Source organism: Microcoleus sp. FACHB-1515 (assembly GCF_014696105.1).
Taxonomy (GTDB): domain Bacteria; phylum Cyanobacteriota; class Cyanobacteriia; order Elainellales; family Elainellaceae; genus JAAUTJ01.
Genome location: NZ_JACJPO010000053.1, coordinates 1 through 22,272 on the forward strand (window position 1 = coordinate 1; position 22,272 = coordinate 22,272).

At 55.6% G+C, this 22,272-nt stretch carries 20 protein-coding genes; 11 read left to right on the forward strand and 9 right to left on the reverse strand.

Annotated features, from left to right (window positions below):
- Positions 1-203: 203 nt before the first annotated feature.
- Entirely contained in the window at positions 204-617 is a 414-nt protein-coding gene (locus H6F67_RS28185) for an ankyrin repeat domain-containing protein (RefSeq protein ID WP_190768004.1), read from the reverse strand.
- A gap of 82 nt (positions 618-699) precedes the next feature.
- On the opposite strand from H6F67_RS28185, the gene H6F67_RS17970 reads away from it, so the two are divergent.
- Positions 700-2,016, forward strand: coding sequence for a lipid-A-disaccharide synthase (locus H6F67_RS17970; protein WP_199304501.1), 1,317 nt, complete (start codon positions 700-702; stop codon positions 2,014-2,016).
- A gap of 121 nt (positions 2,017-2,137) precedes the next feature.
- On the opposite strand, the gene H6F67_RS17975 is transcribed toward H6F67_RS17970, so the two are convergent.
- A complete protein-coding gene (locus H6F67_RS17975; RefSeq protein WP_313926857.1) occupies positions 2,138-2,509 on the reverse strand; it encodes a hypothetical protein in 372 nt (123 codons plus the stop codon).
- 220 nt (positions 2,510-2,729) lie between these two features.
- Between H6F67_RS17975 and H6F67_RS17980 the strand changes: the two genes are divergently transcribed.
- Genes H6F67_RS17980 through H6F67_RS17990 form a run of 3 tightly spaced genes read left to right on the forward strand, consistent with a single transcriptional unit; the run spans position 2,730 to position 5,675 of the window.
- The gene (locus tag H6F67_RS17980; RefSeq protein ID WP_190768005.1) at positions 2,730-3,368 is read left to right on the forward strand and encodes a DUF3318 domain-containing protein; all 639 of its coding nucleotides are present in this window, start codon (positions 2,730-2,732) and stop codon (positions 3,366-3,368) included.
- Positions 3,322-4,308: an o-succinylbenzoate synthase gene (locus tag H6F67_RS17985; protein ID WP_313926859.1), complete on the forward strand. Its 987-nt coding sequence runs from the start codon at positions 3,322-3,324 to the stop codon at positions 4,306-4,308. Before H6F67_RS17980 ends, H6F67_RS17985 begins: the two co-directional genes overlap by 47 nt.
- Positions 4,293-5,675: an AMP-binding protein gene (locus tag H6F67_RS17990; protein WP_190768006.1), complete on the forward strand. Its 1,383-nt coding sequence runs from the start codon at positions 4,293-4,295 to the stop codon at positions 5,673-5,675. The genes H6F67_RS17985 and H6F67_RS17990 overlap by 16 nt, the downstream gene beginning before the upstream one ends.
- Here H6F67_RS17990 and H6F67_RS17995 read toward each other — a convergent pair.
- On the reverse strand, positions 5,668-6,078 hold the full coding sequence (locus H6F67_RS17995; RefSeq protein ID WP_190768007.1) for a thioesterase family protein: 411 nt from the start codon (positions 6,076-6,078) through the stop codon (positions 5,668-5,670). The genes H6F67_RS17990 and H6F67_RS17995 overlap by 8 nt on opposite strands.
- 137 nt (positions 6,079-6,215) lie before the next feature.
- On the opposite strand from H6F67_RS17995, the gene H6F67_RS18000 reads away from it, so the two are divergent.
- Positions 6,216-7,397 carry a PPC domain-containing protein gene (locus H6F67_RS18000; RefSeq protein WP_190768008.1) on the forward strand — a complete coding sequence of 394 codons (1,182 nt, stop codon included), beginning with the start codon at positions 6,216-6,218 and terminating at the stop codon, positions 7,395-7,397.
- A 45-nt stretch (positions 7,398-7,442) separates the two neighbouring features.
- Positions 7,443-8,324 (forward strand): ACP S-malonyltransferase, encoded by an 882-nt coding sequence (gene fabD / locus H6F67_RS18005; protein WP_190768009.1) that lies wholly within the window; start codon positions 7,443-7,445, stop codon positions 8,322-8,324.
- Between the two features lie 38 nt (positions 8,325-8,362).
- Here fabD and H6F67_RS18010 read toward each other — a convergent pair whose 3' ends face one another.
- Positions 8,363-10,108, reverse strand: a complete 1,746-nt coding sequence (locus H6F67_RS18010) for a cadherin-like domain-containing protein (protein ID WP_190768010.1) — start codon at positions 10,106-10,108, stop codon at positions 8,363-8,365.
- A gap of 176 nt (positions 10,109-10,284) precedes the next feature.
- Between H6F67_RS18010 and H6F67_RS18015 the strand changes: the two genes are divergently transcribed.
- The gene (locus tag H6F67_RS18015) at positions 10,285-10,920 is read left to right on the forward strand and encodes a lysophospholipid acyltransferase family protein (protein WP_313926858.1); all 636 of its coding nucleotides are present in this window, start codon (positions 10,285-10,287) and stop codon (positions 10,918-10,920) included.
- Positions 10,921-11,064: 144 nt separating this feature from the next.
- On the opposite strand, the gene H6F67_RS18020 is transcribed toward H6F67_RS18015, so the two are convergent.
- Positions 11,065-11,610, reverse strand: a complete 546-nt coding sequence (locus H6F67_RS18020) for a peroxiredoxin (RefSeq protein ID WP_190768011.1) — start codon at positions 11,608-11,610, stop codon at positions 11,065-11,067.
- Between the two features lie 264 nt (positions 11,611-11,874).
- On the opposite strand from H6F67_RS18020, the gene H6F67_RS18025 reads away from it, so the two are divergent.
- Positions 11,875-16,962, forward strand: coding sequence for a hypothetical protein (locus H6F67_RS18025; RefSeq protein WP_190768012.1), 5,088 nt, complete (start codon positions 11,875-11,877; stop codon positions 16,960-16,962).
- Between the two features lie 86 nt (positions 16,963-17,048).
- On the opposite strand, the gene H6F67_RS18030 is transcribed toward H6F67_RS18025, so the two are convergent.
- Positions 17,049-17,504, reverse strand: a complete 456-nt coding sequence (locus tag H6F67_RS18030) for a GNAT family N-acetyltransferase (RefSeq protein WP_190768013.1) — start codon at positions 17,502-17,504, stop codon at positions 17,049-17,051.
- A gap of 289 nt (positions 17,505-17,793) precedes the next feature.
- On the reverse strand, positions 17,794-18,828 hold the full coding sequence (gene csaB / locus H6F67_RS18035; RefSeq protein ID WP_190768022.1) for a polysaccharide pyruvyl transferase CsaB: 1,035 nt from the start codon (positions 18,826-18,828) through the stop codon (positions 17,794-17,796).
- A gap of 74 nt (positions 18,829-18,902) precedes the next feature.
- Between csaB and H6F67_RS18040 the strand changes: the two genes are divergently transcribed.
- From H6F67_RS18040 to H6F67_RS18050, 3 genes are all read left to right on the forward strand, one after another.
- Positions 18,903-19,241: a DUF2499 domain-containing protein gene (locus H6F67_RS18040; protein ID WP_190768014.1), complete on the forward strand. Its 339-nt coding sequence runs from the start codon at positions 18,903-18,905 to the stop codon at positions 19,239-19,241.
- Between the two features lie 3 nt (positions 19,242-19,244).
- On the forward strand, positions 19,245-19,535 hold the full coding sequence (locus H6F67_RS18045) for a DUF3593 domain-containing protein (RefSeq protein WP_190768015.1): 291 nt from the start codon (positions 19,245-19,247) through the stop codon (positions 19,533-19,535).
- A gap of 80 nt (positions 19,536-19,615) precedes the next feature.
- Positions 19,616-21,613 carry a serine/threonine-protein kinase gene (locus tag H6F67_RS18050; protein WP_190768016.1) on the forward strand — a complete coding sequence of 666 codons (1,998 nt, stop codon included), beginning with the start codon at positions 19,616-19,618 and terminating at the stop codon, positions 21,611-21,613.
- Positions 21,614-21,620: 7 nt separating this feature from the next.
- Here H6F67_RS18050 and H6F67_RS18055 read toward each other — a convergent pair whose 3' ends face one another.
- Both H6F67_RS18055 and H6F67_RS27395 read right to left on the reverse strand, forming a co-directional pair.
- Positions 21,621-22,085 carry an EVE domain-containing protein gene (locus tag H6F67_RS18055; protein WP_190768017.1) on the reverse strand — a complete coding sequence of 155 codons (465 nt, stop codon included), beginning with the start codon at positions 22,083-22,085 and terminating at the stop codon, positions 21,621-21,623.
- A gap of 87 nt (positions 22,086-22,172) precedes the next feature.
- Positions 22,173-22,272, reverse strand: a 100-nt coding sequence (locus H6F67_RS27395) for a photosystem II protein D1 (RefSeq protein WP_199304500.1), incomplete at its 5' end; no start/stop codon positions are given.

Consider the following 22,272-nt stretch of genomic DNA (forward strand, 5'->3'; position numbering starts at 1 on the left):
CGCCGATTGTGGGAGCGGTGCTAGCGGGCTTTGTCTACCAAGCGGTGTTTGCCGATGATACACGCCGCGTCCTGGAGCGCGAGGAAATCGTGCGCGAGAGCATGAAGCCCTAGGGCGATCGAAGCTGGAATTGCCAAAACAGGCAGCAGTCTTGAATTGAACTGCTGCCTGTTTTCGTTTGAGCGATCGGTTTTTAAGTCGGATTAATGCGCTCGCAATCGAAACTGCTTGAGGTATTCGACAACTTCTGGCTGGTCTTCTTCTGCCGCCCAAATCAGTGCTGTCCAGTTGTTGCTGTCGCGCTGGTCAGGGTTGGCTCCGCGATCGAGCAGCAGTTCCACCACTTCAAGTTGACCTTGAGCGGCGGCACTCATCAAGGCCGACAAACCAAAACTGGTTTGGGCATTCACCTCGGCTCTGCGATCGAGCAGCAGTTCCACAATGTCGGCATTTCCGGCTGCGGCGGCTCCCATCAAAGCGGTCCAGCCTTCTTCGTCGCTGCTGTTGACATCAATGCCGCTTCGTAAGAGCCGATCGACTTCTGCGCTTTGCCCCGTTTCGGCAGCGGTGGCGAGGTCGTTTGCGGCCTGCTGAAAATCAACGTCTTCAGTACTCACCCTTGGCTCCTTGCGGCACTTTGTTTGCGTTTAATTCATCCATATTTTAGGAGCGATCGCGCCTGAAGTGGCTCGCTCCGATATGCTCTTGTGTAAGTGTGTGAGTGGAATTGTGGAACCGATCGATATCTTGATTTTGTCGAATGGCCCCGGCGAAGTGGCAACCTGGGTGCGCCCCGTTGTGCGATCGCTCAGGCAACAGTTTGCGGCTCAAGCGCGAATTTCCCTGGTGCTGTCGCCCTGTCCGAATGCGACTGGGCGCGAAGTGGCGATCGCTCAAACCTTTCCGGAACTCGATCGCATTCAGGGCGCAGCGCACTTTCTGCCCTTTTTGTTGACCGGAAAAACAGCAGAAAATTGGGACTGGCACGATCGCGGCGTCGTTCTGTTTTTGGGCGGCGACCAGTTCTTCTCGGTCGTGATTGGCAAACGGCTGGGCTACCGCATCGTGGTTTATGGCGAATGGGAAACGCGCTGGCATCGCTGGGTCGATCGCTTTGGCGTCATGAAGCCGCAACTGATCGATCGCGCTCCCGCGAAATATCGCGATCGGTTGAGTGTTGTCGGTGACTTGATGGCAGAGGTGGGTGTTGGGTGTCGAGATGGCATTGTCGAACCAGTCGATCGCCCCGTTCTCGTTTCAGCCTCGACGGTCAATCAACCGCAACCCCCCACCACCCTGATCGGCCTGCTTCCCGGCTCAAAAGCGGCCAAACTCACTCAGGGCGTACCGCTGGCTTTGGCGATCGCTCAGCAAATTTACGCCGCTTGTCCGCAGGTGCGCTTTGTGCTTCCGGTCGCGCCGACGCTGGATCTGCCGACTTTGGCAAAGTTTGCTGACCCAATGTTCAATCCCATCCTGGCGGATTTGCCAGAAGGGGCGGCAGATTTGGCGATCGCAGATGAGCAAGCCTATCTGAAAACGGCCAGCGGATTGCAAGTCGAACTGGTGCGGCAGTTTCCGGCCTACGACACGCTGGCACAGTGTCAGTTTTGCCTGACGACGGTGGGCGCAAATACGGCAGAACTCGGATCGCTGGCCGTGCCGATGATCGTGCTGCTGCCGACCTATCAGCTTGACGCAATGCGATCGTGGGACGGTCTACCCGGACTGCTGGCGCGGCTTCCCGGTGCAGGCAAAATGTTTGCCAAGCTAATCAACGGCTGGTTTTTGCGGCGATCGCGCCTGCTGGCTTGGCCGAACATTTGGGCAGGCGAAGCGATCGTCCCGGAACTGATTGGCAAGCTGCAACCCGAACAAGTAGCGCTGCTGGCGATCGACTGGCTGCACCATCCGGAAAAGCTGGCCGCGATTCGTCAACGCCTGCGGCAGGTGCGCGGTACGCCCGGAGCAGCAGATCAGCTTGTCGCGATCGTGACGGAAGTTGTGGCAGATTGAGGCGAACGGTTGCGATCGCTTCTGCAAATTCTGGTGGATGAAGCGATCGAACCTTCACTCAATTCCACGCCTTCTCGATAGCTTCGGGCACAGCTTGCCATACCTCTACAATTTTTGCGAATTATCGGCCTTTGGCGGCCTGCCCGTCGCGGCGACCCAGTTCGTATACGCCGCCACCAATGCAGGCCAAAATTCCCGTACTGATCGGCCAGCTTCCGCCCAAGCTCGCTTCTACGCCGAAGTTGCACAGGCCACCCACAATCAAAAAAGGAATGACGCTCAGCAGCGAGGCGAGGAGGGCAGTCAGTTCAAACAAGCGCTGTGGCTCAGGTGAAATGCGGGAAGCGATCGATTTGAGGAGGCGATCGATTTGCTCCATCACCGCTTCACTCAGCGGCGAAAAGCCCAGATATAAAGCGAGCGACCACAATCCAACGCCCGCGATCGAGGCGGCATTCAGCTTCATGCCCAGCGAAACAAGTCCAATCAGCACTGTAAACCTGCTCAATAGAACTTCAATAATTGTAATAGCTTTTGAGAAAGGCAGCGGTCAGCACTCAAGTTCGATCGATTTGAGGCAATTTTTGAGGCAATTGCGGCAGCAAGCGGGCGGCAGCAGTGGAATACGGTTGCTCAATCGCGCTCTGGCTGATACAACAATCAGCGACCAAGAATCGCTATACTATCGAAAATAGACTCTTTTACCAGCGACTATGACCTCATACGCCACTTCATCGGTTCGATCGGATTTGAGCGAATTGCGACGGCTCAAGTCGCTGTTGCCGCCAGAACTGCGAAGCTGGGTTTCGATCGAAGCCACCACAGCCGTCAATCCGCCTTTGATTACGAGCGAAGAAATTGGCAAAGATCAAGTCGAGGTGCAAATCGATTTGCTCAAGTGGGAAGGCTTGGCGCTTGACCAGCGAAATCTGCTGTTTTGGCATGAAGTTGGCCGGATTCAAAACGACACAATTCCCCGCGACGGCTGGGAAATGGCTGCACTGGCGATCGGTTTGGGCGGTGCAGTCGGGGAACTGTGGGTGCAAGACGGTCTGCTGCTGATGCTGGCCTTGGCGCTGTGTGGCGTGTCGGGCTTCCGTCTATATCAGCGCAACAGCAATGAAAAAACGCTCAAAGAAGCCTACGAAGCGGACGAAAAGGCGATCGCTCTCGCCACCCGTTTTGGCTACACGCTGCCCAACGCCTACAAAAGCTTGGGAAGCGCTTTGAAAGTGCTGATCGATCAATCTTCCAGCAAGCGCCAGCGCAAACGCTACGAATCTCGCCTTGAAGCCCTCAAGCAAAGTGCCGCCAGAGCCAAATCGCGCACCAAGCCTGCTCGCGGCGAATAAACTGCGACTTCAGTTTCGCTTGTATTCGCGCCCTTTTCGCTTGCCGCTCCGAACGCATCACGGCGTTTGGCGGCAGCGAGAGGGCGTTTTGCTGCAACTTCAAGACGAGTTCGATCGCATCTCCTACGGTGAAATTGCTCCGATTCCCTGGTTTGGCAGCGAATCGATCGAGCAGGCGATCGCGTTCTGCCACAGTCTGCCGCCAGAGTTTGATGCGGCAAGAATTGCTGAAATTCCTGACTGTTTGCCTGCCTGTCAGTTTGGCTTTGAGTCAGCTTGGCGATCGCTCGATCAAACAGTCGCGCTTGACAAAAAGTTGTTATGTTGCGGATTGCTGCCAACCGGAAGCAGCGCGATCGCAGCACTCGCATCATTGGCGAAAACCTACCCAGCGCTGAAATGGAAAATTGCCGTTGACGCGATCGATCGAGAACTCGATTTACTCACGCAACTGCTGAACCAGCTTCCGACAACGCTAAAGCTGCGGCTGGATGCCAACGGTGGATTGAGCTTCGAGACGGCGCAGCGCTGGCTGGAAGTGTGCGATCGCTCGCCGCAAATCGAATTTTTGGAGCAGCCGTTGCCTGTCGATCGATTCGATCAAATGCTGGAACTGAGTCAGAATTTTTCAACTGCGATCGCGCTGGATGAATCGGTGGCGACGATCGCTCAACTGCAAGCGGCTCATGCCCAAGGCTGGCAGGGCATTTATGTCGTCAAGGCGGCGATCGCGGGATTTCCCTCATGCCTGCGCGAGTTTGTGCAAACGCATCAGCTTTCGGTCGTTTGGTCTTCTGCGCTGGAAACTGCGATCGCTCGTCGCTTCATCGAAACGCATCTGGCTGAGCCGTCTGCTTTGGCGCTGGGGATGGGGGTCGATCACTTATTTGCAGATGGAGTCGATCGCCTGGATGATGAACAGATATGGCAGATCTGGTAAAAGTTTGGCAGAAACGAGGCGGCAAGCTACTGATTGGTGAAGCTGCTCATGACAACACGCCGCGCCTGCAAGAGGCAACGGCGCGACGGACTCAGGAACTCCAGCAGATTGCAAACGGCCTTTTGCCAACGGTACTGTTGACGGAGCGCGATTCGATCGAGTTCCTGGCAGGATTGCTGGCAGCAGCGGCGATCGGTGCGCCGATCGTGCTGGCAAATCCGCAGTGGGTCGAATCGGACTGGCAACAGGTAGCGCGGCTCGTTGAGCCGAATTGCGTCTGGGGAGACTGTCCGATTGTTCCCAGTTCAGCCGCAACCAATGCAGTGCGCGGCAGCGTGATGATTCCGACAGGCGGATCGTCCGGGGAAATTCGGCTGGCGATGCATACCTGGCGATCGCTCACTGCCTCGGTGCGCGGCTTCCAAACCTATTTCGGCCAGTCTCAAATCAACTCCGTCTGTGTTCTGCCGCTGCATCATGTCAGCGGTCTGATGCAGTTTTGGCGCGGCTACGTTACGGGGGGAACGCTGGCAATCGCTCCGTTTAAATCTATCCAAGCCGGATTGCGTCCCGCTGTCGATCCGGCAACCTGCTTCCTATCGTTCGTGCCGACTCAGCTTCAGCGCTTGCTGGATAGCGCGATACCGTTCCGGGAGCGCTGCGCGATACCGTTCCCTCTGCGCTGTGCGATCGACTGGCTGAAGCAGTTTCACACGGTTTTGCTGGGTGGCGCACCCGCTTGGCCGGAACTGCTCGATCGCGCTCAAGCGTTGCAAATTCGCCTCGCACCGACCTACGGCATGACCGAAACCGCTTCGCAAATTGCGACACTGCGTCCAGACGGCTTTTTGCAGGGGCGACGCAGTTGTGGAGTCGTGCTGCCCCATGCCGAAATTCAGTGTGATGCGATCGAACCGTTGCAGATTCGGGCGCGATCGCTCTGCTTGGGCTACTACCCAAACTTTTTTCCGTCCGACGCGCCATTTGTGCCCGACGATCTCGGCTATTTTGACGCATTGGGTGAACTGCACATTGTCGGACGCAGCAGCAGCAAGATCATTACGGGCGGCGAAAACGTCTTTCCAGCAGAAGTGGAAGCGGCAATTTGGGCAACGAAACTGGTGAAGGATGTTTGCGTCTTTGGATTGCCCGATCGCGACTGGGGTGAAGTTGTAACCGCCGCTTGTGTGCTGGCTAATGCCGACAGTTCGATCGATCGATTGCAGCAACTTGTGAGCGCTCAGCTTGTTCCATTCAAGCGACCAAAACGCTGGATTGTTCTGGATACTTTGCCGCGCAATGCCCAGGGAAAACTCAACTTAGCGCAACTCAAAACCGCAATCTTCGATCGCCAAACTGCTAGCTGAACTGCTGCATCCAATGCTGCATCTCTGGCGGCAGAGCTTGCTGACGGCGCGTTGCGCGATCGATGCAAACATGCTCTGTCACCGCTTTGGCTAAAATCCGCTCTAGCGAATCAACTGCAAGAAGCTGATAGGAAATTCTAAATTTCTCTTCGCGAATTTGCGTGGGAGTCAGATGAATTTCGATGCGCTCTCCACAAAACATCGGGGCTAAAAAGTCAGCGCTGGCGTGCGTAATAGGAATGGCGATCGCCACGTTGCCGAAGAACGATCGCAGCTCAATTTCACTTGCCATTAAAGAAGCTTCATACGCTTCATGACACATCGACAGAATGTTTGCGAAATACACAACACCTGCTGCATCAGTGTCGCGAAATTGAATGGTGCGTGAATAGATAAACGACATCTTTTGTTACAAATTTTTAGCACTGGGCAAATGCCAGTTGTCTTCCGTATAGTGAAGAGCATAACAAGGGGAACTTTCCGATTGTGCGAGCAGTCAGCCAATTCTCTCTTGCTTGATTCACTAGATAGATTCGATCGATGAAACCGAAATTTTGGGCTGTGTGTGTGAGTGCGATCGCTGTGCTGATGTTGCCGAAAGCCGCAATCGCTGAAACCGTTCGGGCAGAAGCGGGCAATGTGGAAGCCGCGCTTTCCTATCAGCCCGGAGAGGGCATTTGCGTTTCAGACATTCGTCTGCAAATCGAGCGGGAGGGCGATCGCGTCCTCGATCAGCCGATTACGAACGAAGATGCCTGCCGCACTGGAGAAGGAATGCTGAAGGTGCAAAACCTTGGTGGCGACGCAGAAGCCGAAGTGGTTCTCGACCTCTACACGGGCGGAGCGCACTGCTGCACCTACTCGATGATCTACCGCTACAATCCGCAGTCCGAGCAGTACACCTCGATCGAACACCAGTGGGGCAACGTGGGCTATCGGCTGCAAGACCTCGACACGGACGGCACGATCGAATGGGTCAGCGCGGACGATCGGTTTGCATATGCCTTCAGCAGCTTTGCAGGCTCGAACTTTCCGCCGCAAATTTGGCACTACCAAAACGGCGAACTGGTCGATGTGACGCGCCGCTATCGGCAAACGGTTTACAGTCGCGCTTACCAAATCTGGCAAGCCTACAGCGAAGCGCGGCAGCAAGGCTATGAAGTCAAAGGCCACCTCGCCGCCTATCTCGCCACCAAACATCTGCTCGGTGAAGGGGCAGACGGCTGGCAGCGCGTCCAGCAAGCGTATCAGGAAAGCGATCGCCAGCAGTTTTTCGCCAGCCTCGGCCAATTTCTGCGCGAGAGCGGCTACACCGCCACCGCTACGCCTGCGCCCAGCCCAGTTCCGCAACCTAGCCCAGTTCCGCAACCTAGCCCTGCGCCTGCACCCAGTCCTAGCCAAACGCTGCTGCGAGAAGAAGGCGTTTTAGAACCGGGAGATACGGTTTTACCCTCGGATAACAGCTTGTTCGATCGCTTCACCTTTCAAGGCGAAGCAGGCCAGCGCATCACAATTTCGCTCGAAAGCACCGAGTTTGATACCTATCTCGTTTTGGTCAATCCCGACGGCACATCGCTGGCGCAAAACGACGATATCAGCTCAGCCGATCGCAACGCCCGCATCTCGATCGAACTGCCCACAACGGGAACCTATACTGTTCTCGCAAACGGATTTGACAGCAACAGCCGAGGCCGATACACGCTGACAATCACATCCCCTTGACGCAGTAAAATAGCCAAGTGCCTCTCGTAAATCGATCGAATCGCAATGGCTAAAACCGCGTGGGTGTTTCCCGGACAAGGCTCGCAGGCGATCGGCATGGGAACCGATCTGCTCGACATTCCTGCTGCCCAAGCCAAATTTGCCCAAGCTGAACAGATTTTGGGCTGGTCGGTGCCCGCTGTTTGCCAGAGTCCTGACGACAAGGTGTCGAAGACACTCTACACGCAGCCTTGCCTGTATGTTGTGGAAAGCATTCTGGTCGATTTAATGATGGATCGATCGCAGCCGCCGAGCGTCGTTGCAGGACACAGCTTAGGTGAATATGTGGCTTTGTATGCGGCTGAAGCGTTTGATTTTGAAACGGGGTTGCGCTTGGTGAAGCGACGAGCCGAACTGATGGACAGCGCTTCAGACGGGCAGATGGCCGCGCTGATCGGATTCGATCGCGCCGAGTTAGAGCAGTGCATCCTCAAAACGCCGGACGTGGTTTTGGCGAATGACAACAATGACGGGCAAGTTGTAATTTCCGGGACGCCCGAAGCCGTCGAAACCGTCCTCACACAGGTCAAGGCCAAACGCAAAATCAAGCTCAACGTCAGCGGAGCGTTTCATTCACCGCTGATGGCTGGGGCGGCGATCGAGTTTCAGTCGGTTCTGGCAAACGCGAACTTCAATCCAGCTTGCGTCCCGGTTCTGTCGAACGTGGAGCCGGAACTTGCCACCGATCCGGCTGTGTTGAAAGACCGACTGGCAAGGCAGATGACCGGATCGGTACGCTGGCGCGAAATTTCGCTCAAATTGCCGGAGACAGGCGTTGAGACGGTCGTGGAAATTGGTCCCGGCAAGGTGCTAACTGGGCTAATCAAGCGCACCTGTCCGGGTTTGACCTTACAGAACGTCAGCAGCATCGCGGATTTGCCGCAGTAGGACGCAATTGCCCCATTGACAGAAGCGATCGCGTTTCTCTAGCCGATCGTGAAGTTGAACGTGCCGTTTGTGCTGCCGCCTGCGCCATCGGTGACGGTGAAGCCAAAGCTGTCTTGGCGAGCCGCACTGATCAGAAATACCTGTGACGTGGTTAAGTTCGGGCTGGTCGATCGCGTCCAAACAACGTTGCCGCCCGAAATGCTGGGCGTCACGTTGCTGGCGCTGCTGTTGCTAGTCAGTTGAATCAACGAAGTGCCTGGGCTGTCCGTGAAGAATAATTCCAGGCTGGAGCTTGCTGTGGCTGCACCCCGCCAGACAATGTTGGAGCCGGAAATTTGCGGATTGTTGGCAAATCCGGTTGCCGGGGAGAGGGCGATCGGGGCAGTGGGCGCGTTGCCGACGGCTGTAAAGAAAATGGTGGAGGTGCTGCCGACCGTATTTTGCCAAACGACGTTGGAGCCGGAAATCTGCGGATTCAAGTCGTTCGTTGTGTTCGTTGTGAGGCGGACGGGCGGATTTGCGCCGCCGTTGGAGAAAAAGATTTCAAAGTTATTGTCTGCGACGCCTTGCCAAACAATGTTGGAGCCGGAAATTTGCGGCAGTTGATCGTCTGTACTGTTATTGGTGATCTGTTGAACCTGCGTACCGTTCCAGAAGAAAATTTCGGAATCTGCTACGCCCACATTTTCGTTTTGCCACACCAGGTTCGAGCCGGAAATCCGAACGTTGACATCATCCGTATCGTTGTTGGTGAGCTGCTGAACCTGCGTACCGTTCCAGAAGAAAATTTCAAAATCGTTGCCACTGTCAACGCCGCCTCTGCCAGACCACGCAACATTCGTGCCAGAAATGACCGGAGCGCGATTGTCCGTTGAGGTTGCTAGCGAAAGCGGAGTCGGAGTGGTCGATGCTGGATTGTCAATACCTTGCAGCAGCAAAATTCGCGCACTGCTGCCTGTGCCTTCCTGCCAAACCACATTGGAGCCGGAAATTTGCGGATTAAGGTCGTTTACGCTGTTGTTGGTAAGCGATCGCCTGGTGCTGCCGTCACTGTAGATGATTTCAAAATCACCATCTTCGTTGCCTTCCCAAACCACATTGGAGCCAGAAATTTGCGGGTTGCGATTGAGCGTGGTGGTAGTTGCCAGGGGTCGAGATGATCCTCGGTTGGTGTAGGTGAGTCGTCCAGCAGCGATGTCAGCCTGCGTAAAGGTTCGACCTGGCGCAGTAATCGCTTCATTGTTGAACAGCAGCGACCCGCTCTGCGGCAAGGTAGTCAGCGTATACACTAAATTGCTGGTGGGCTGTTCGGCATCGGTTGCGCTTAGCAAGCTGCTGTTGAGCGTGGCGGTTGTGCCTCGGATCACCGAAATGCCGGAAGAGGCGATCGTTGGATTGGTGTTTCCGGGCGTCGGGGTTGGGGTTGGGCTTGGGCTGGGTGTAGCGGCGCTGTAGCGCAACTGGTAGCGGGTACTATCTTGCCGAGCGCGAGGAGTGACGCGCAAATAGTAAACTCCGGCCTCTAGCGTTCTGTTGATTTGCTCGGTGCGATTTCCAGGACGGCGCGATTGACTGATGACGCGACCGCGATTGTTGAGAAGCGCAAGGTCAGCATTATCTCGAAGCTGTGAGAGGGAAAAGCTGGTGCTGCGGCGATCGGAAAGTCGAAAGCGAAAGAAGTCAGCCGGATCGCCTGCGCCGATCGTCTCGCTAAGCTGTTTGCGTCGAGCAGCGATCGTCAGCGATCGAGCTTGGTTGAGGCGATTTCCTGAATCTCTAGCCATCAGCTTTCCTTGTGCAAGCAGAACACAGTTCAAAAGTAGCTGTAATAAAATACCCTGTCTTTGCGCGGAAATTACAGGCTAAAGAAGTTTCCTTGATTTGCTGGCTGCTTCTTAGCAGAGTGTGGTTCACGCTTCGCTTTAAGATCGAGTCAGATTTGTTTGTGGCAGTTTGTCTTGTGAAGAGTCGTGAACCGCATATCAGCCTTGTTCTCTATCACTTGTTTAAGTGGTCGATCGTCAGCCCGATGCTGCATGGCTATTTTCGGGGACGAATTTATGGGGCTGAGCAGGTGCCGAAACGTGGGCCGCTGATTGTGGTGAGCAATCACGCCAGCGATTTTGATCCGCCAATTTTGTCGGCTGCGGTCAGGCGTCCGGTTTCTTACATGGCAAAGGAAGAACTGTTTGAGATTCCGGTTTTCAGTCGGGCGATCGCGCTTTATGGCGCGTATCCGGTGAAGCGCGGATCGCCGGATCGCAGTGCGATTCGAGCGGCAATGACGCAGCTTGAAAATGGCTGGGCGATCGGAATTTTTTTGACGGGGACGCGGACGATCGATGGACGCATTGATCAGGCGAAGTTGGGGGCCGCGATGATTGCCTCAAAGATGCAGGTGCCGCTGTTGCCTGTGAGTTTGTGGGGAACGCAGGCGATCGTCAAGAAGGGAAAGCTGTTGCCGCGATCGGTACCGATTACGGTGCGAGTTGGGTCGGTGATTGAGCCGCCCATTGCAGGGGATCGATCGGGTTTGGAGGCGGTGACGGCTCGATGTGTGGATGAGATTCACCGCCTGCATGATTTGGGACGCTGACGGATTTTCTTTTGCATCTCCGCTGCACTTCTACACAAGGGGTTACTCGCAAGGTCAATGTGCGCCACATGGGTAGGTTATCCGCGTCCTTGGTTTCCGAACCGCTGGTTGCTGCTTGCCTGTCTTTTACCGATGCCAGATTCCTTAACTTTGCAATTCTTCTAGCCGTGATAGAACTTCTGCACTGTGGATTGCGGGTTGGACGCCGAGGAAGCGATCGCGCAAAATTCCGTCTGGGTCAACAATGTAGGTGTGGCGGAGGGACATGACGCCAAGCCACGAGCCGTAGGCTTTGCTGACGGTTCCTTTGAGGTCGGCAAGGAGGGGAAAGCGTAGTCCTTCGGAGTCGCAAAATTCGGCATGAGACTGTATGTCGTCGGCGCTGATGCCGAGAATTTGCGTGTTTTTGGCTTGGTATTTGGGCAGGTCTTGCTGGAAGCGGCGGGCTTCGAGGGTGCAGCCCGGCGTGAAGTCTTTGGGATAGAAGTAGACGACGACCCACTGGCCGCGATAGTCGGAGAGCGAAACTTCGCCGTCGCCTGTGTTGGTGGGCAGGGTGAAGGCGGGAGCGGGCTGGTCGATCGCAGGCTGCTGGCCGCCTAGCGCGATCGCAGCGGGAACGGTGCTCAAGCACATCAGCAGCGCGAAACTGCAAGCCCAAAGCCAGCGCAGCAGAAAACGTCGATTCATGGAAGGTACAATTTGGGGAGAACTGACATTGAGTTTACATTACTTAATGTTTGGAGAGGAAGGGGCGACCGCTTCAGGTGGCTGAAGTTTGTCAAAGAAGTTCGTCAAAACTGAAGTTCGTCAGAAAGCCGCCAAGATGATCTACCCTGTTGAGAACGCTCTAGAGTACTAGTAGCTGTTGATTGCCTCGACGGAATCTGGTTTGTTGTGATTGCAAACCGCGCTTTTGTTTTTCGTTCGTTCGCTGTAGTCAGGAATTCCGCTGTGACTTCTCAACCGACTCAAATCCAAGCGCTCATTCAGCAGATTGATTCTGTTCTCAGCCGATCTGGGCCAGGATTGCTCTGGGGATTGTCCAGTGAGGCTCAGCAGCAGCGAGCCGTCTTGATGCGGACTCGCGAATATCTAGTGACGCTGTTGCAGGCGGGTGCGGGACGACCTGTCGGCAGCGGATCGTCGCTGGGTCAATACGCGCAGGGTCAAGTGCCCGCTGCGGATTCGGCTCAGCAGGTGCTACAGGCCGTCATGCAGGAGATGAGCTATCTGCGGACGAACGTGATGCAGCCGTTGCGATCGGATCTAGAGCAGCTACAGCAGCAGCGATCGACGTTGCAAGAGGAAGTGCGGCAGCTTGAAGCGCAGCGGCAGCAGTACCGCTTGCCTCCCGTCAATCAGCAGCTCATGGAGGAACTGATGCGATCGCTCACCGATCGCATTCAAGAGCGGCTGTCGGCACAAATTACCCAAATGGGCGGACTGTCCGCAGATTCGACCGAAACTGACCAGTACGTGCTGAAGCTGGATTCTTCACTGCGCGTCATGTTTGATTCGCTGCAAGCGGATCTGCAAAGCTATCAGCGATCGCTCAGCGCCAGCCTGGAGAAAATGCACACGCTCGGCCAGCAAAGTGAAGCGCTGTTTGCTGCTCTGGTCAATCGGTTGGCGCAGCAGCTTGGCCGCGAAACGTCCGGCTATTTGCGGCCAACGGAAGGCGAAGAGGTGCAGATCGATCGGCTCCTCAGCGAGCTTGGCCTGCCCAACTCAACCGCCAGCACCAGCAGTCCGCCGCAGTTGTCGATGCCGCCCCAAACCGATAATCTGCTCAATATTGACCTGCCCCTCAATCTATCGCAGCCCACCCCCGACGAGGAAGTCACCCTATTTCAGGTTGATCCCGCTACTGCTCCTGCTGTGGATGAAGAAATCACGGTGTTTCAGGTTGATCCGCAGCCGTCTAGCTCTGCGATCGATCCGCCTGTTAGTGCTGCGCCTGCGGACGCTGAACCGACTGCTGATCTCGACAATTTCTATGAAAGCTTGTTTGGCGATCGCGCCGTACCCTACACAGGCGAGGACGAATCGCCAAACGGCGAATCCGTCGCGGCTGATCCGCTAGCCAATGCGCTGCCAGATAGCCCACTTTCCGACAACGCGCCGCCTGTTGACCTCGAAGCACTGTTTGCCGATTCGTCTGCTGCTGAGTCGTCTGGGGTGGAATTGTCGGGTGAACAACTGGACGTTGCGCCGACTGAACCGCAATCGCTCGAATCGTTTTTGTTCACGCCCGAACCGGACGCTGTTTCGACTGCTGAACCCGCACCAGAACTGGAAGAACCTGACTCGATCGAGTCGATTCGCAGTTTGTCTGAACTCATCGAGCCTGAACCGATCGACGCGCCCGCGTCCGCTGAGCCGATCGCCGTCTCGCCCGTTGTCCCCACGATCGATGCAGATGCCGAAGATACTTACATTCCCGCTTTGCCCGAAGAAGATCTGCTGGGCAGTCAGGATGCGATCGAGCAGGCAGGATTGATGCAGCTTGATGACAACACGCTTCAGCAGCTTTCCAGCGATTTATCGAATCTTGAAGGGCTAGATCTATCTGCTGAGCTTGCAATTGAGCCGTCCGCTCCTGCACCCGATCTAACCTTGGATGAGTTGTTCGGTTCGAGTGAAATCCCATCTACTGAACCCCCATCCGTTGAGGCAACTCCTGAGCCAGAACTTAGTGCGGAAGCTGATCTGCTCGATTTGTTTGAGGAATCTGCTCGGTCGGAATCGGACGCGCCCGAAGGCGGCGAAGCCATCGAGCCAGAAAATTCCCTCGATTTGTTTGGCGATGCGCCAGAATTGCCACCTACCGATGCGGAACTGCGTGACCTGCTCGACATTCATACGCCGCCCGATTCGCCCCCGGATCTGCCGCCGGATGCGCCACCCCAACCGCCGATTCCACCGCCCGATTTGCCGCCGGATCTGCCGATTCCGCCTGCGGCGATCGATACCGTTGCGGGACGCCACGATCGCGCCAGCATTCTCGCTGCGGATGTCGATGATCTATTTCCGCTGACGGTGACGCCTGCCGAAGTCGAATTGCCTGCGATCAGCCTGACCGAAGACGCTGTTGAGGACGTTATTCCTACCTCCGATGCAATCTTGGTTGAGCCTTTGGAACAGCCAGAGCCGCTCGACGCGATCGAGCCATCGGAATCGCTCGAAGATTTAGCCAGTTTGTTCGCCGAGTCACCCAGCCTTGAAGAATCACAGGCAGCAGGCACAACCGAATCGATCGATGCTGGTCTGTCGCTGGAAGATTTGTTTGCGCCAACAATGGAGAGCGTCGAAACTCCGGCTGATCCGCTCACGCTCGATGATTTCGTTCAGATGCCGCCGATCGATCGCCAGCCGGAGATGGTGGAATCAGACGCCACCGAACCAGAAGTATTTGATGCTGAAGATCTCGATGCGCTGTTTGCTGAATCGGAAGCAGAAATTGCGGCTGCCGAAACGCCTGTGACGCCGACGATCGAAGAGCAAGCGCTGCTGGGCGATTTGCTGTTTGACACGCCTGATTTGCCGGAACCGCTCGCCCCCGAAGAAGCAGGTTTGACGCTCGACAGCTTCACCGAGTCGATCGATGTGCCTGCAACCGAGTCGATCGATTCGCCTCCGCCAGATCAAGCTGAGTCAGCCCTTTTTGCACCATCCGCCTTTGAGCTAGATGAGCCTGAAGCATCAGATGCCCTAACGCTCGAAGACTTTTTCAACGAATCGCCTGCTGTTCCTGCCCCAGAAACCGACGTCGACCCGCTGCCAGACGATTTGCCGCCCGAAGACAACGCTTTTTCCTTGGAAGGACTCGATCGCCTGTTTGAAGAAGCCCCGGACATCGAGCCGCCTGACGAAAAAAAAAACGCAGTAGCGGCTCAATCCCTAACCACTGATGCGCCGCCCACCGAAGCGATCGGCGGTTCCCGACCGACTGCCTACGACAGCGAGGCGATCGAACGGCTGCTCGCGCCGCTTCAACTTCCCACCTCCGAAGGCGACCCAGAAGCCGACACGCTGCCCTTAGAGCCTGCTTCTCCGGAACCGTCTATGGTGAATGAAACGAGTGCGAATGTTTGGTCGCTCGGTCTGGATATCGGCACGACCGGAATTTCTGCTGTTTTGCTCAATCGTTTAAGCTGCGAACTGTTTCCGGTCTACTGGGCAGAAGGCGAAGAACGCACCTTCCGCTTGCCTGCCCGCGTCTACTGCTCCGAAGATGGCGCGGGCGCGATCGCCTCTCGCGAAACGACGCGCATCGCCCTCACCTCACTGCGCGACGAACCTTCCGCACATGGCGCTCGCCTGCTGCAAAACTTCAAGCCCGATTTGCGACTGGGCATTCCCCACTACAGCCCGCAAACCGGAAGCTGGGAGCCTGTGGTGCAGTGGTCTGACCAGCAAACCGTCAGCCTCAGCGTCATTCACCAAGGGCTGCAAACGCTGCTCGTCACGCTGAGCACGCAGCGATCGCCCGTCACTGCCGCCGCCGCTCCGCTCAGTTGTGGAGCTGTCGGACTCGAAACCAGCGCTTTTCAAACGGCACTCCAGCAGCTTGCTCAAGTCATCGTTGGCTATCCGATCAACTGCCCAGACACCTACAGCCTCAACATCCGCGAAGCCGTTTTGGGCGCGAGGCTGGTTGCCCACCCGGAGCAGGTTTGCTTTGTGGAAGATGCGATCGCCGCCATCCTTTCTGGCCTCCGCAGTGCCGATGGCCGATCGGTCGTGCTGCCCAGCGGCCTCGCCCAAAAATCGCAACTGCACAATACCGACTGGCAGGGCGGCACGCTCGCCATCAGTGCAGGCGCGATCGCGACGGAATTTGCCCTCGTGAATCTGCCTGCAAATATGGCAGACGGCTATCCGCTCGACTACCGCGATTTCGCCGTCCGCAGCTTGCCCTACGGCGGCAACGCGATCGACCAAGACATCATCTGCCAACTGCTCCATCCGGCTCGCTTCCGACAGCCTCGTCGCCCTGCCAATCGCAACCTGCTCAGCGCCAACTTCACGCTGGGCGCTCCGGCTGAGCGCGATCGCGACAGCGCTACGCGCAACCGCGCAGCGGCAAGCGATCGCGCCAACTGGCAGACCGATCCGGCCTTGGGAACCTGGGAAAGCTTGGGCTTGTCCGATTTGCCTCTGCCCTTGCCCGGAGAACCCGATCTCGCCAATCGCCTGCGCTTGCAGCAGCACCTCGAAAGCTCGCCACTCGGTCAAAATCTGCTGGAAGCGGCTCGTCACCTAAAGCTAATTTTGCAGCACCAAGACCAGTTCACCCTGGAACTGGGCGATCAGCAGTGGCGACTGACGCGACAAGATTTGGGCAGTCAGGTGATCCTGCCATACATTCAGCGGCTCAATCGCGAACTCAACGCGCTGCTAGCTGCAACGGGGATTCCGCTGACGGCGATCGCGCAGGTCGTCTGCACAGGCGGCACAGGTTCCTTGCGGGCGATCGCTCGCTGGCTGCGCCAAAAGCTGCCCAACGCCACGATCATTCAAGACACCTACGCTCGTGCTGGCGTACCGCTCGAAGCGCGATCGCTCACCTGTAGCCGCATCGCTTATGGACTGGCAACGTTGCCGCTGCATCCGCAAGTCCTCGATTTGCCGCGCCAGCAGTACAGCGATTACTTTTTGCTGCTCGAACTGCTGCGATCGTTTCCCGATCAGCCCTTATCGATCGGCTCAATCATGCAGATGCTCGAACGGCGCGGCATCAATACGCAAGCTTGTCATGGTCACATCCTGGCGCTGCTTGAAGGTCATTTGCCGCCCGGACTGGTTCCGACCGATCGAGACGATCCCGATGCGCCAGAACCGACTCGCCTCGCGCCCGTTTCACGCCAAAACCCCGAATATGCCGCGCTGCTCGCTGCCCCGCTGTTTCACAAGCTCGATGCCCAAACCTATCAGCCCAATCCCGAACAGTGGTCGCGCTTTCAGCAATACCTCGGCACGCTAACCGCCAGCACCCATCAAACTTTGACTGAACCGCTCACGATGCAACTGGGCTAGGGCGTGTTTTCAGACCGCATGACCCTCCCCAACGCTATTGAAATCACGCCCTACGGCATCACTCAAATTTAGTTGCGATCGCCTTTTTACAGTGCCTTTGTCATAAAAACACTATTTGGATCTTCCTTGTAGGTGGAAAAAGGCGCACAGTATTCAAAGCCATATTTCGCATACAAATTCCGCGCTGGCTCAAAAAATGGCATCGATCCAGTTTCCAAACTAATCTGCCGATAGCCTCGCAATTTTGCCTCGTTCAAAATATGTTCCAGCAGCATCGACGCAACGCCTTTTCCTCGATATTCGACAGAGGTTCGCATCGACTTAATTTCTGCATGATTTGCATCTAATTCTTTGATTGCTCCACAGCCAATTAATTGATTGCTCTCCCAAACCGTCCAAAATGTAATTTCCGGTTTTCTCAAACCTTCCAAATCCAATGCGTGTTTACTTTCTGGAGGCGAAACAGATTTCATGTCTCGAATATGCTCCTCTAGAAATTCAGCAATCTCAGAGCCAGATAAATCGTCTATTCTTACTTCCATTGCTCCTCACCATCAGAAATTAACCTTAATTTTACATAAATAGCTGTTGATTCACTTTGGACGAAATGCAGAGTCAAGTGCAATATATTATTGACCAATATATTATTTATATTGAGGGTCTTGAGATGGTCGATGACTGACTCGAAGATCGCGCGTTTGCGCCCCAACGGTTTGACTGCAACTACTCTCAACGCTGGGGTTTCTTGAGAATGGCTAGTAGATGACGATTTGAACCAAACCCTGATGCACAGACAAGTTTAGGGATTTGCTGCTCCAAAACTCACGTTGATTACGCGATCGCCTGCTTCAGCACTTCTCCGTGCATCTGAGCGCGATCGACCAGCGAACCAATCTGATCGAGCGACAGCGCATCCCCATTCGCGTACTGATCGAGCCAGATCGAAGTCATTTCGTCGGCATCGGCAGGCAGGGCATCGATCGACCATCCGGGCAAGTCAAGCTCCTGCATCAATTGCTTCACTTTCGGGTCATAGCTGATTGCAAAACAGCGGCATTCGGCAGCAGCAGCCATAATTAGCCCGTGCAGCCGCATGGCGATCGCCATCTCGACGCCTTGAAACACGCCTTTTAGCTGCTGTGGATTGCTGAGGCTGAGGATGTGGCTGTTTGGAATTTCGGCTTGCAGGGTTTGCGCGATCGCCATATCCTGACTCGCCTGAAACGGAATCAGCAAGATGCAGGTTTGTGTCGCCTGCTGAAAATCTCGCAGGGCGCGACTCAGGCGGAACAAGCGATCGCTCGTCAGAGCGGAATGCGGACGCAGCGACACGGCGACACGGGGCGCAGGCAAATCCCACAGTCCAGGGACGGAAGCAGATTCCAGCGCCCAGACGGGATCGGGCGCGATCGTAAAATCAATCTTCCACTCGCTCAACAGAGCAGCAGAACCTGAATCGCGGACGCTCACCGCCGTACAGTTCGCAAAGGTTTGTCGCGCTAGCCAGCGAGTTCGATCGCGCTTCAAGGGGCCAATGCCCTGCGCCCAGGCGATCGTCTTCAGCCCCATCTGCTGCGCCAGTCGCATCAAGCCGCCGTAGTAGATCGGACTGAGGGCACTGGTCGTGTCCTGCATCAAACTTCCGCCGCCCCAGATGAACAGTTGCGATCGCCGCAAGGCATTCACAACCGCAATCGGACTCATGCGATCGATCGCCTCGACGCCGTAATCGATCTGCGTTTGAGTGGGATTGCCGGAGAGGACAATCGGGTCGATCGTGGCGGGCAGCATTTGCAAAAGCGACGCCAACAGCGCTTCATCGCCGCCGTTCCCTTTTCCGTAATAGCCACACAGCACCGCTTTCATTTGCCGTTTCACGATCGACGAACCGCTTAAGATTCTACGATGGGTTTAAACAATTCCAACGGCTGGATTTTCTCATGCATGTTTTGTCAATTCCAACCTGGGTAATTCACATTTCCAGCGTAATTGAATGGATCGCCGCAATTTGGCTGATCTGGACGTTCGCGGATTTATGCAAGCTTCCCGCTTGGCGGAATTTGTCGATCGCCATGCTGCCTTTGCTGATCAGCGCCATGTGCGCCTGTACCTGGCACTATTTCGACAATGCGCCGAGCCTGAACTGGCTGGTGACGCTGCAAGCCGCGACCACGCTGATCGGCAACTGCACGCTGTGCTGGGCGGGCTGGCGAATTTGGGTTCGATCGCGCCAGCCGAATTCGATCGAACCTGCTGCACCCAAAAATTTGCAGAATTAATTCATGTCCAAAGAAACTTTGTTTGCGCTTTCACTGTTTCCCTACCTGGGATTTTTGTGGTTTTTGACGAAATCCGGTCAAGCACCGAAATTGGCGATCGTCGGTTTTTACATGACCTTAGTGTTTGTTGCCGTGACGATTCCAATTGGAATTTACGCACAGCAAGCTTATGGTGAAGTGCTGGCAAATGTCGATTTTCTGCATGGTGGAGCCGAGTTTTTCCTAACCCTTTCCAATATTTTGATCGTGCTAGGATTTCGCCAAGCCGTGAAAAATGCCGCACCACCAACTTAATTTTATAAAGTGCAAAAGAAATCGATAAAATCTTAACTATCGCCAGTCAGCTTTATTCTTTGCCTTCGTGCGCTACCACCATGATTTGCTGTCTTAATCCTCAGTGCCGCAGACCCCTTAATCTCGATAGCGCGACGGTTTGCCAAGCCTGCGGAGCACCGCTTGTCTCGCTGCGGAGTCGCTATCGCGCCATTCAGCCGCTCGGCCAAGGTGGATTTGGACGGACTTATCTGGCAGTGGATGGCGATCGCCTCAACGCCCGCTGTGTGATCAAGCAGTTTTCGCCGCAAATTCAAGGCACAAAATCGCTGGAAAAAGCGATTTATCTGTTCAATCAAGAAGCCGTCCGCCTGCATGAATTAGGCGAACACGCACAGATTCCCACACTGCTTGCCTACTTCGAGCAAGACCAATATCTCTATCTTGTACAGCAGTTTATCGAAGGCGATAATCTGCTGCAAATTATGCGAAAAGAAGGCGTGTTTGGCGAACGCAAAATTCGCGATGTCCTCTCTGACGTTTTGCCAATTCTGCGCTTTGTTCACAGTCGGCAGGTAATTCACCGCGACATAACGCCCGTCAACATTCTACGCAGGCAGCAAGACGATCGCCTCATGCTGATCGACTTCGGCGTTGCCAAACTCGTCGATGATGATGAATCTTCTACGCCCGGAACTCGCATTGGAACAGAAGGCTATTCGCCAATTGAGCAGTTTCGCGGCGGACGCGCCTATCCCGCCAGCGACCTCTACAGCTTGGGTGCAACCTGCCTGCACCTGATGACCGACACCAAGCCCGACAACCTCTATGACCCGCTCAACGGTCGCTGGATTTGGCGCGAACATTTGCTTCAGCGCGGAACGCACGTGAGCGATCAGCTTGCCGAAATTCTCGATCGAATGCTGAAAGATTTGGTTGCCGAGCGCTACCAGTCAGCCGATGAGGTGATGCGCGACCTCAACGCCGATTCGTTCTTGCCCGCTTCGCGTCGTTTCACTCCCACTTCCTCGCCGCCCGTTTCTGCTCCGCCCAAGCCGCCTACGAGTCGTCCCAGCATTCCACCCACGCCACCGATCGCAAATCGCCCCAGCGTGCCGCCTGTGGTCAGTCGTCTCTCTATGCCGCCGAGCAGACCCGCCTCGCGTCTGCCCAGTTCGCCGCCGCGATCGACTGCCGCAGAACGATCGAAAGACCGCCGCTGCTTGATGATCCTGACAGGCCACACGTCCTGGGTAACAGGCGTAGCGCTCAGTCCAATCGCACCGATCGCCGCTAGCAGCAGCCTTGACGACACTGTCAGAATTTGGAATCTGGCGACGGGAGAACTTCAGCACACTTTGAGCGGCCATACTCGCGACGTGAACACGATCGCGATCACGCCCGACGGCACAATGGCAATTAGCGGCGGCGATGACCACCAAATCCGCTGCTGGAATTTACAGGACGCAACACCCGGACGCACCCTAAGCGGCCACGCCCGCGACGTGAACGCGATTGCCATCTCGCCCAACGGCCAAATTCTTGCCAGTGCCAGCGAAGACCGCAGTGTCCGCATCTGGCAGTTACCCACCGGATCACCGCTGCGATCGCTGATGGGTACAATCGGCATGGTGCGAGCGATCGCCATTAGTCCCGACAGCACGTTACTCGCGACAGGCGGACTTGATCAGAAGGTGAAGCTGTGGAATTTGAGCAACGGCGAACTGGTGCGGGTTTTGCACGGTCATCTCAATGCCGTCCAATCGATCGCCTTCACTTCAGACGGCAGACACATCGCCAGCAGCAGTAAAGACAAAACCCTGCGGATGTGGAACCTCCAGTCAGGCGAACTGCTCCGCACCTTCAGCGGTCACACCAGAGAAGTCAACGCGATCGCCACTTCCCGCGACGGTCGCTTACTCGCCAGTGGCAGCAGTGACACAACCATCAAAATTTGGAACATGGCAACGGGTGATGTATTTGACACGCTCACAGGCCACGCTGATGCGGTGAATGCGATCGCCTTTACATCCGACAGCAAACGATTGGTTAGCGCCAGTGCAGACAATACGCTGCGAGTTTGGCAGGTGGTGTATTAAGGGGATCTTATAGCTTCACCGCTTCAGCTAGGGCTAGAATTTGCAGCGCGATCGATGACTCGACTGGCATCACTGACAGTCGGTTGCCTGATCGCACCACTCCCAGTTCTTCTGCCGAAAACTTCTGCTTCAGTTCATCGAGCGTAACTAAACGCAAAAACGTTTGTTCATAGGCAACTTTGACAGTTTGCCAGCGTGGAGATTCCACAGTCGATTTTGGATCAAAGTACTTGCTCTGCGCGTCAAACTGCGTTGGGTCGGCAAGGTTTACTGCGGTGATGTGCATTAGCCCAACGATCCCCGGTGGCGAAACGTTGGAATGATAGAAGAATGCACGATCGCCGATCTGCATCGATCGCAAAAAATTTCTCGCCTGATAGTTGCGGACGCCATCCCAAATTGTTTCGCGATCTCGCGCCAAGTCCTCAATGCTGTAAGAAGTTGGCTCGGACTTCATTAGCCAATAGTTCATAGGTCGATCGTAGCAGCAGACCTAAACTGAGCAATAAAAAACCGCCCCCTGTAAAGGAAGCGGTCAGTTGCTAACTCAAGTCGAGAACTAGCCGTTGATGTCGGGCGCTTGCACTGCGGCCAGGTCAAGCGGGAAGTTGTGAGCATTGCGCTCGTGCATCACTTCCATCCCCAGGTTCGCTCGGTTC

Bases quoted from the DNA above. Each gene is read 5' to 3' on its own strand.
- csaB (WP_190768022.1), bottom strand. From the start codon at position 18,828: ATGAAAGCGGTGCTGTGTGGCTATTACGGAAAAGGGAACGGCGGCGAT.
- H6F67_RS17980 (WP_190768005.1), top strand. From the start codon at position 2,730: ATGACCTCATACGCCACTTCATCGGTTCGATCGGATTTGAGCGAATTG.
- H6F67_RS17995 (WP_190768007.1), bottom strand. From the start codon at position 6,078: ATGTCGTTTATCTATTCACGCACCATTCAATTTCGCGACACTGATGCA.
- fabD (WP_190768009.1), top strand. From the start codon at position 7,443: ATGGCTAAAACCGCGTGGGTGTTTCCCGGACAAGGCTCGCAGGCGATC.
- H6F67_RS18055 (WP_190768017.1), bottom strand. From the start codon at position 22,085: ATGAACTATTGGCTAATGAAGTCCGAGCCAACTTCTTACAGCATTGAG.
- H6F67_RS18010 (WP_190768010.1), bottom strand. From the start codon at position 10,108: ATGGCTAGAGATTCAGGAAATCGCCTCAACCAAGCTCGATCGCTGACG.
- H6F67_RS18030 (WP_190768013.1), bottom strand. From the start codon at position 17,504: ATGGAAGTAAGAATAGACGATTTATCTGGCTCTGAGATTGCTGAATTT.
- H6F67_RS18000 (WP_190768008.1), top strand. From the start codon at position 6,216: ATGAAACCGAAATTTTGGGCTGTGTGTGTGAGTGCGATCGCTGTGCTG.
- H6F67_RS17990 (WP_190768006.1), top strand. From the start codon at position 4,293: ATGGCAGATCTGGTAAAAGTTTGGCAGAAACGAGGCGGCAAGCTACTG.
- H6F67_RS17970 (WP_199304501.1), top strand. From the start codon at position 700: ATGCTCTTGTGTAAGTGTGTGAGTGGAATTGTGGAACCGATCGATATC.
- H6F67_RS18045 (WP_190768015.1), top strand. From the start codon at position 19,245: ATGTCCAAAGAAACTTTGTTTGCGCTTTCACTGTTTCCCTACCTGGGA.
- H6F67_RS18020 (WP_190768011.1), bottom strand. From the start codon at position 11,610: ATGAATCGACGTTTTCTGCTGCGCTGGCTTTGGGCTTGCAGTTTCGCG.
- H6F67_RS18050 (WP_190768016.1), top strand. From the start codon at position 19,616: ATGATTTGCTGTCTTAATCCTCAGTGCCGCAGACCCCTTAATCTCGAT.
- H6F67_RS18040 (WP_190768014.1), top strand. From the start codon at position 18,903: ATGCATGTTTTGTCAATTCCAACCTGGGTAATTCACATTTCCAGCGTA.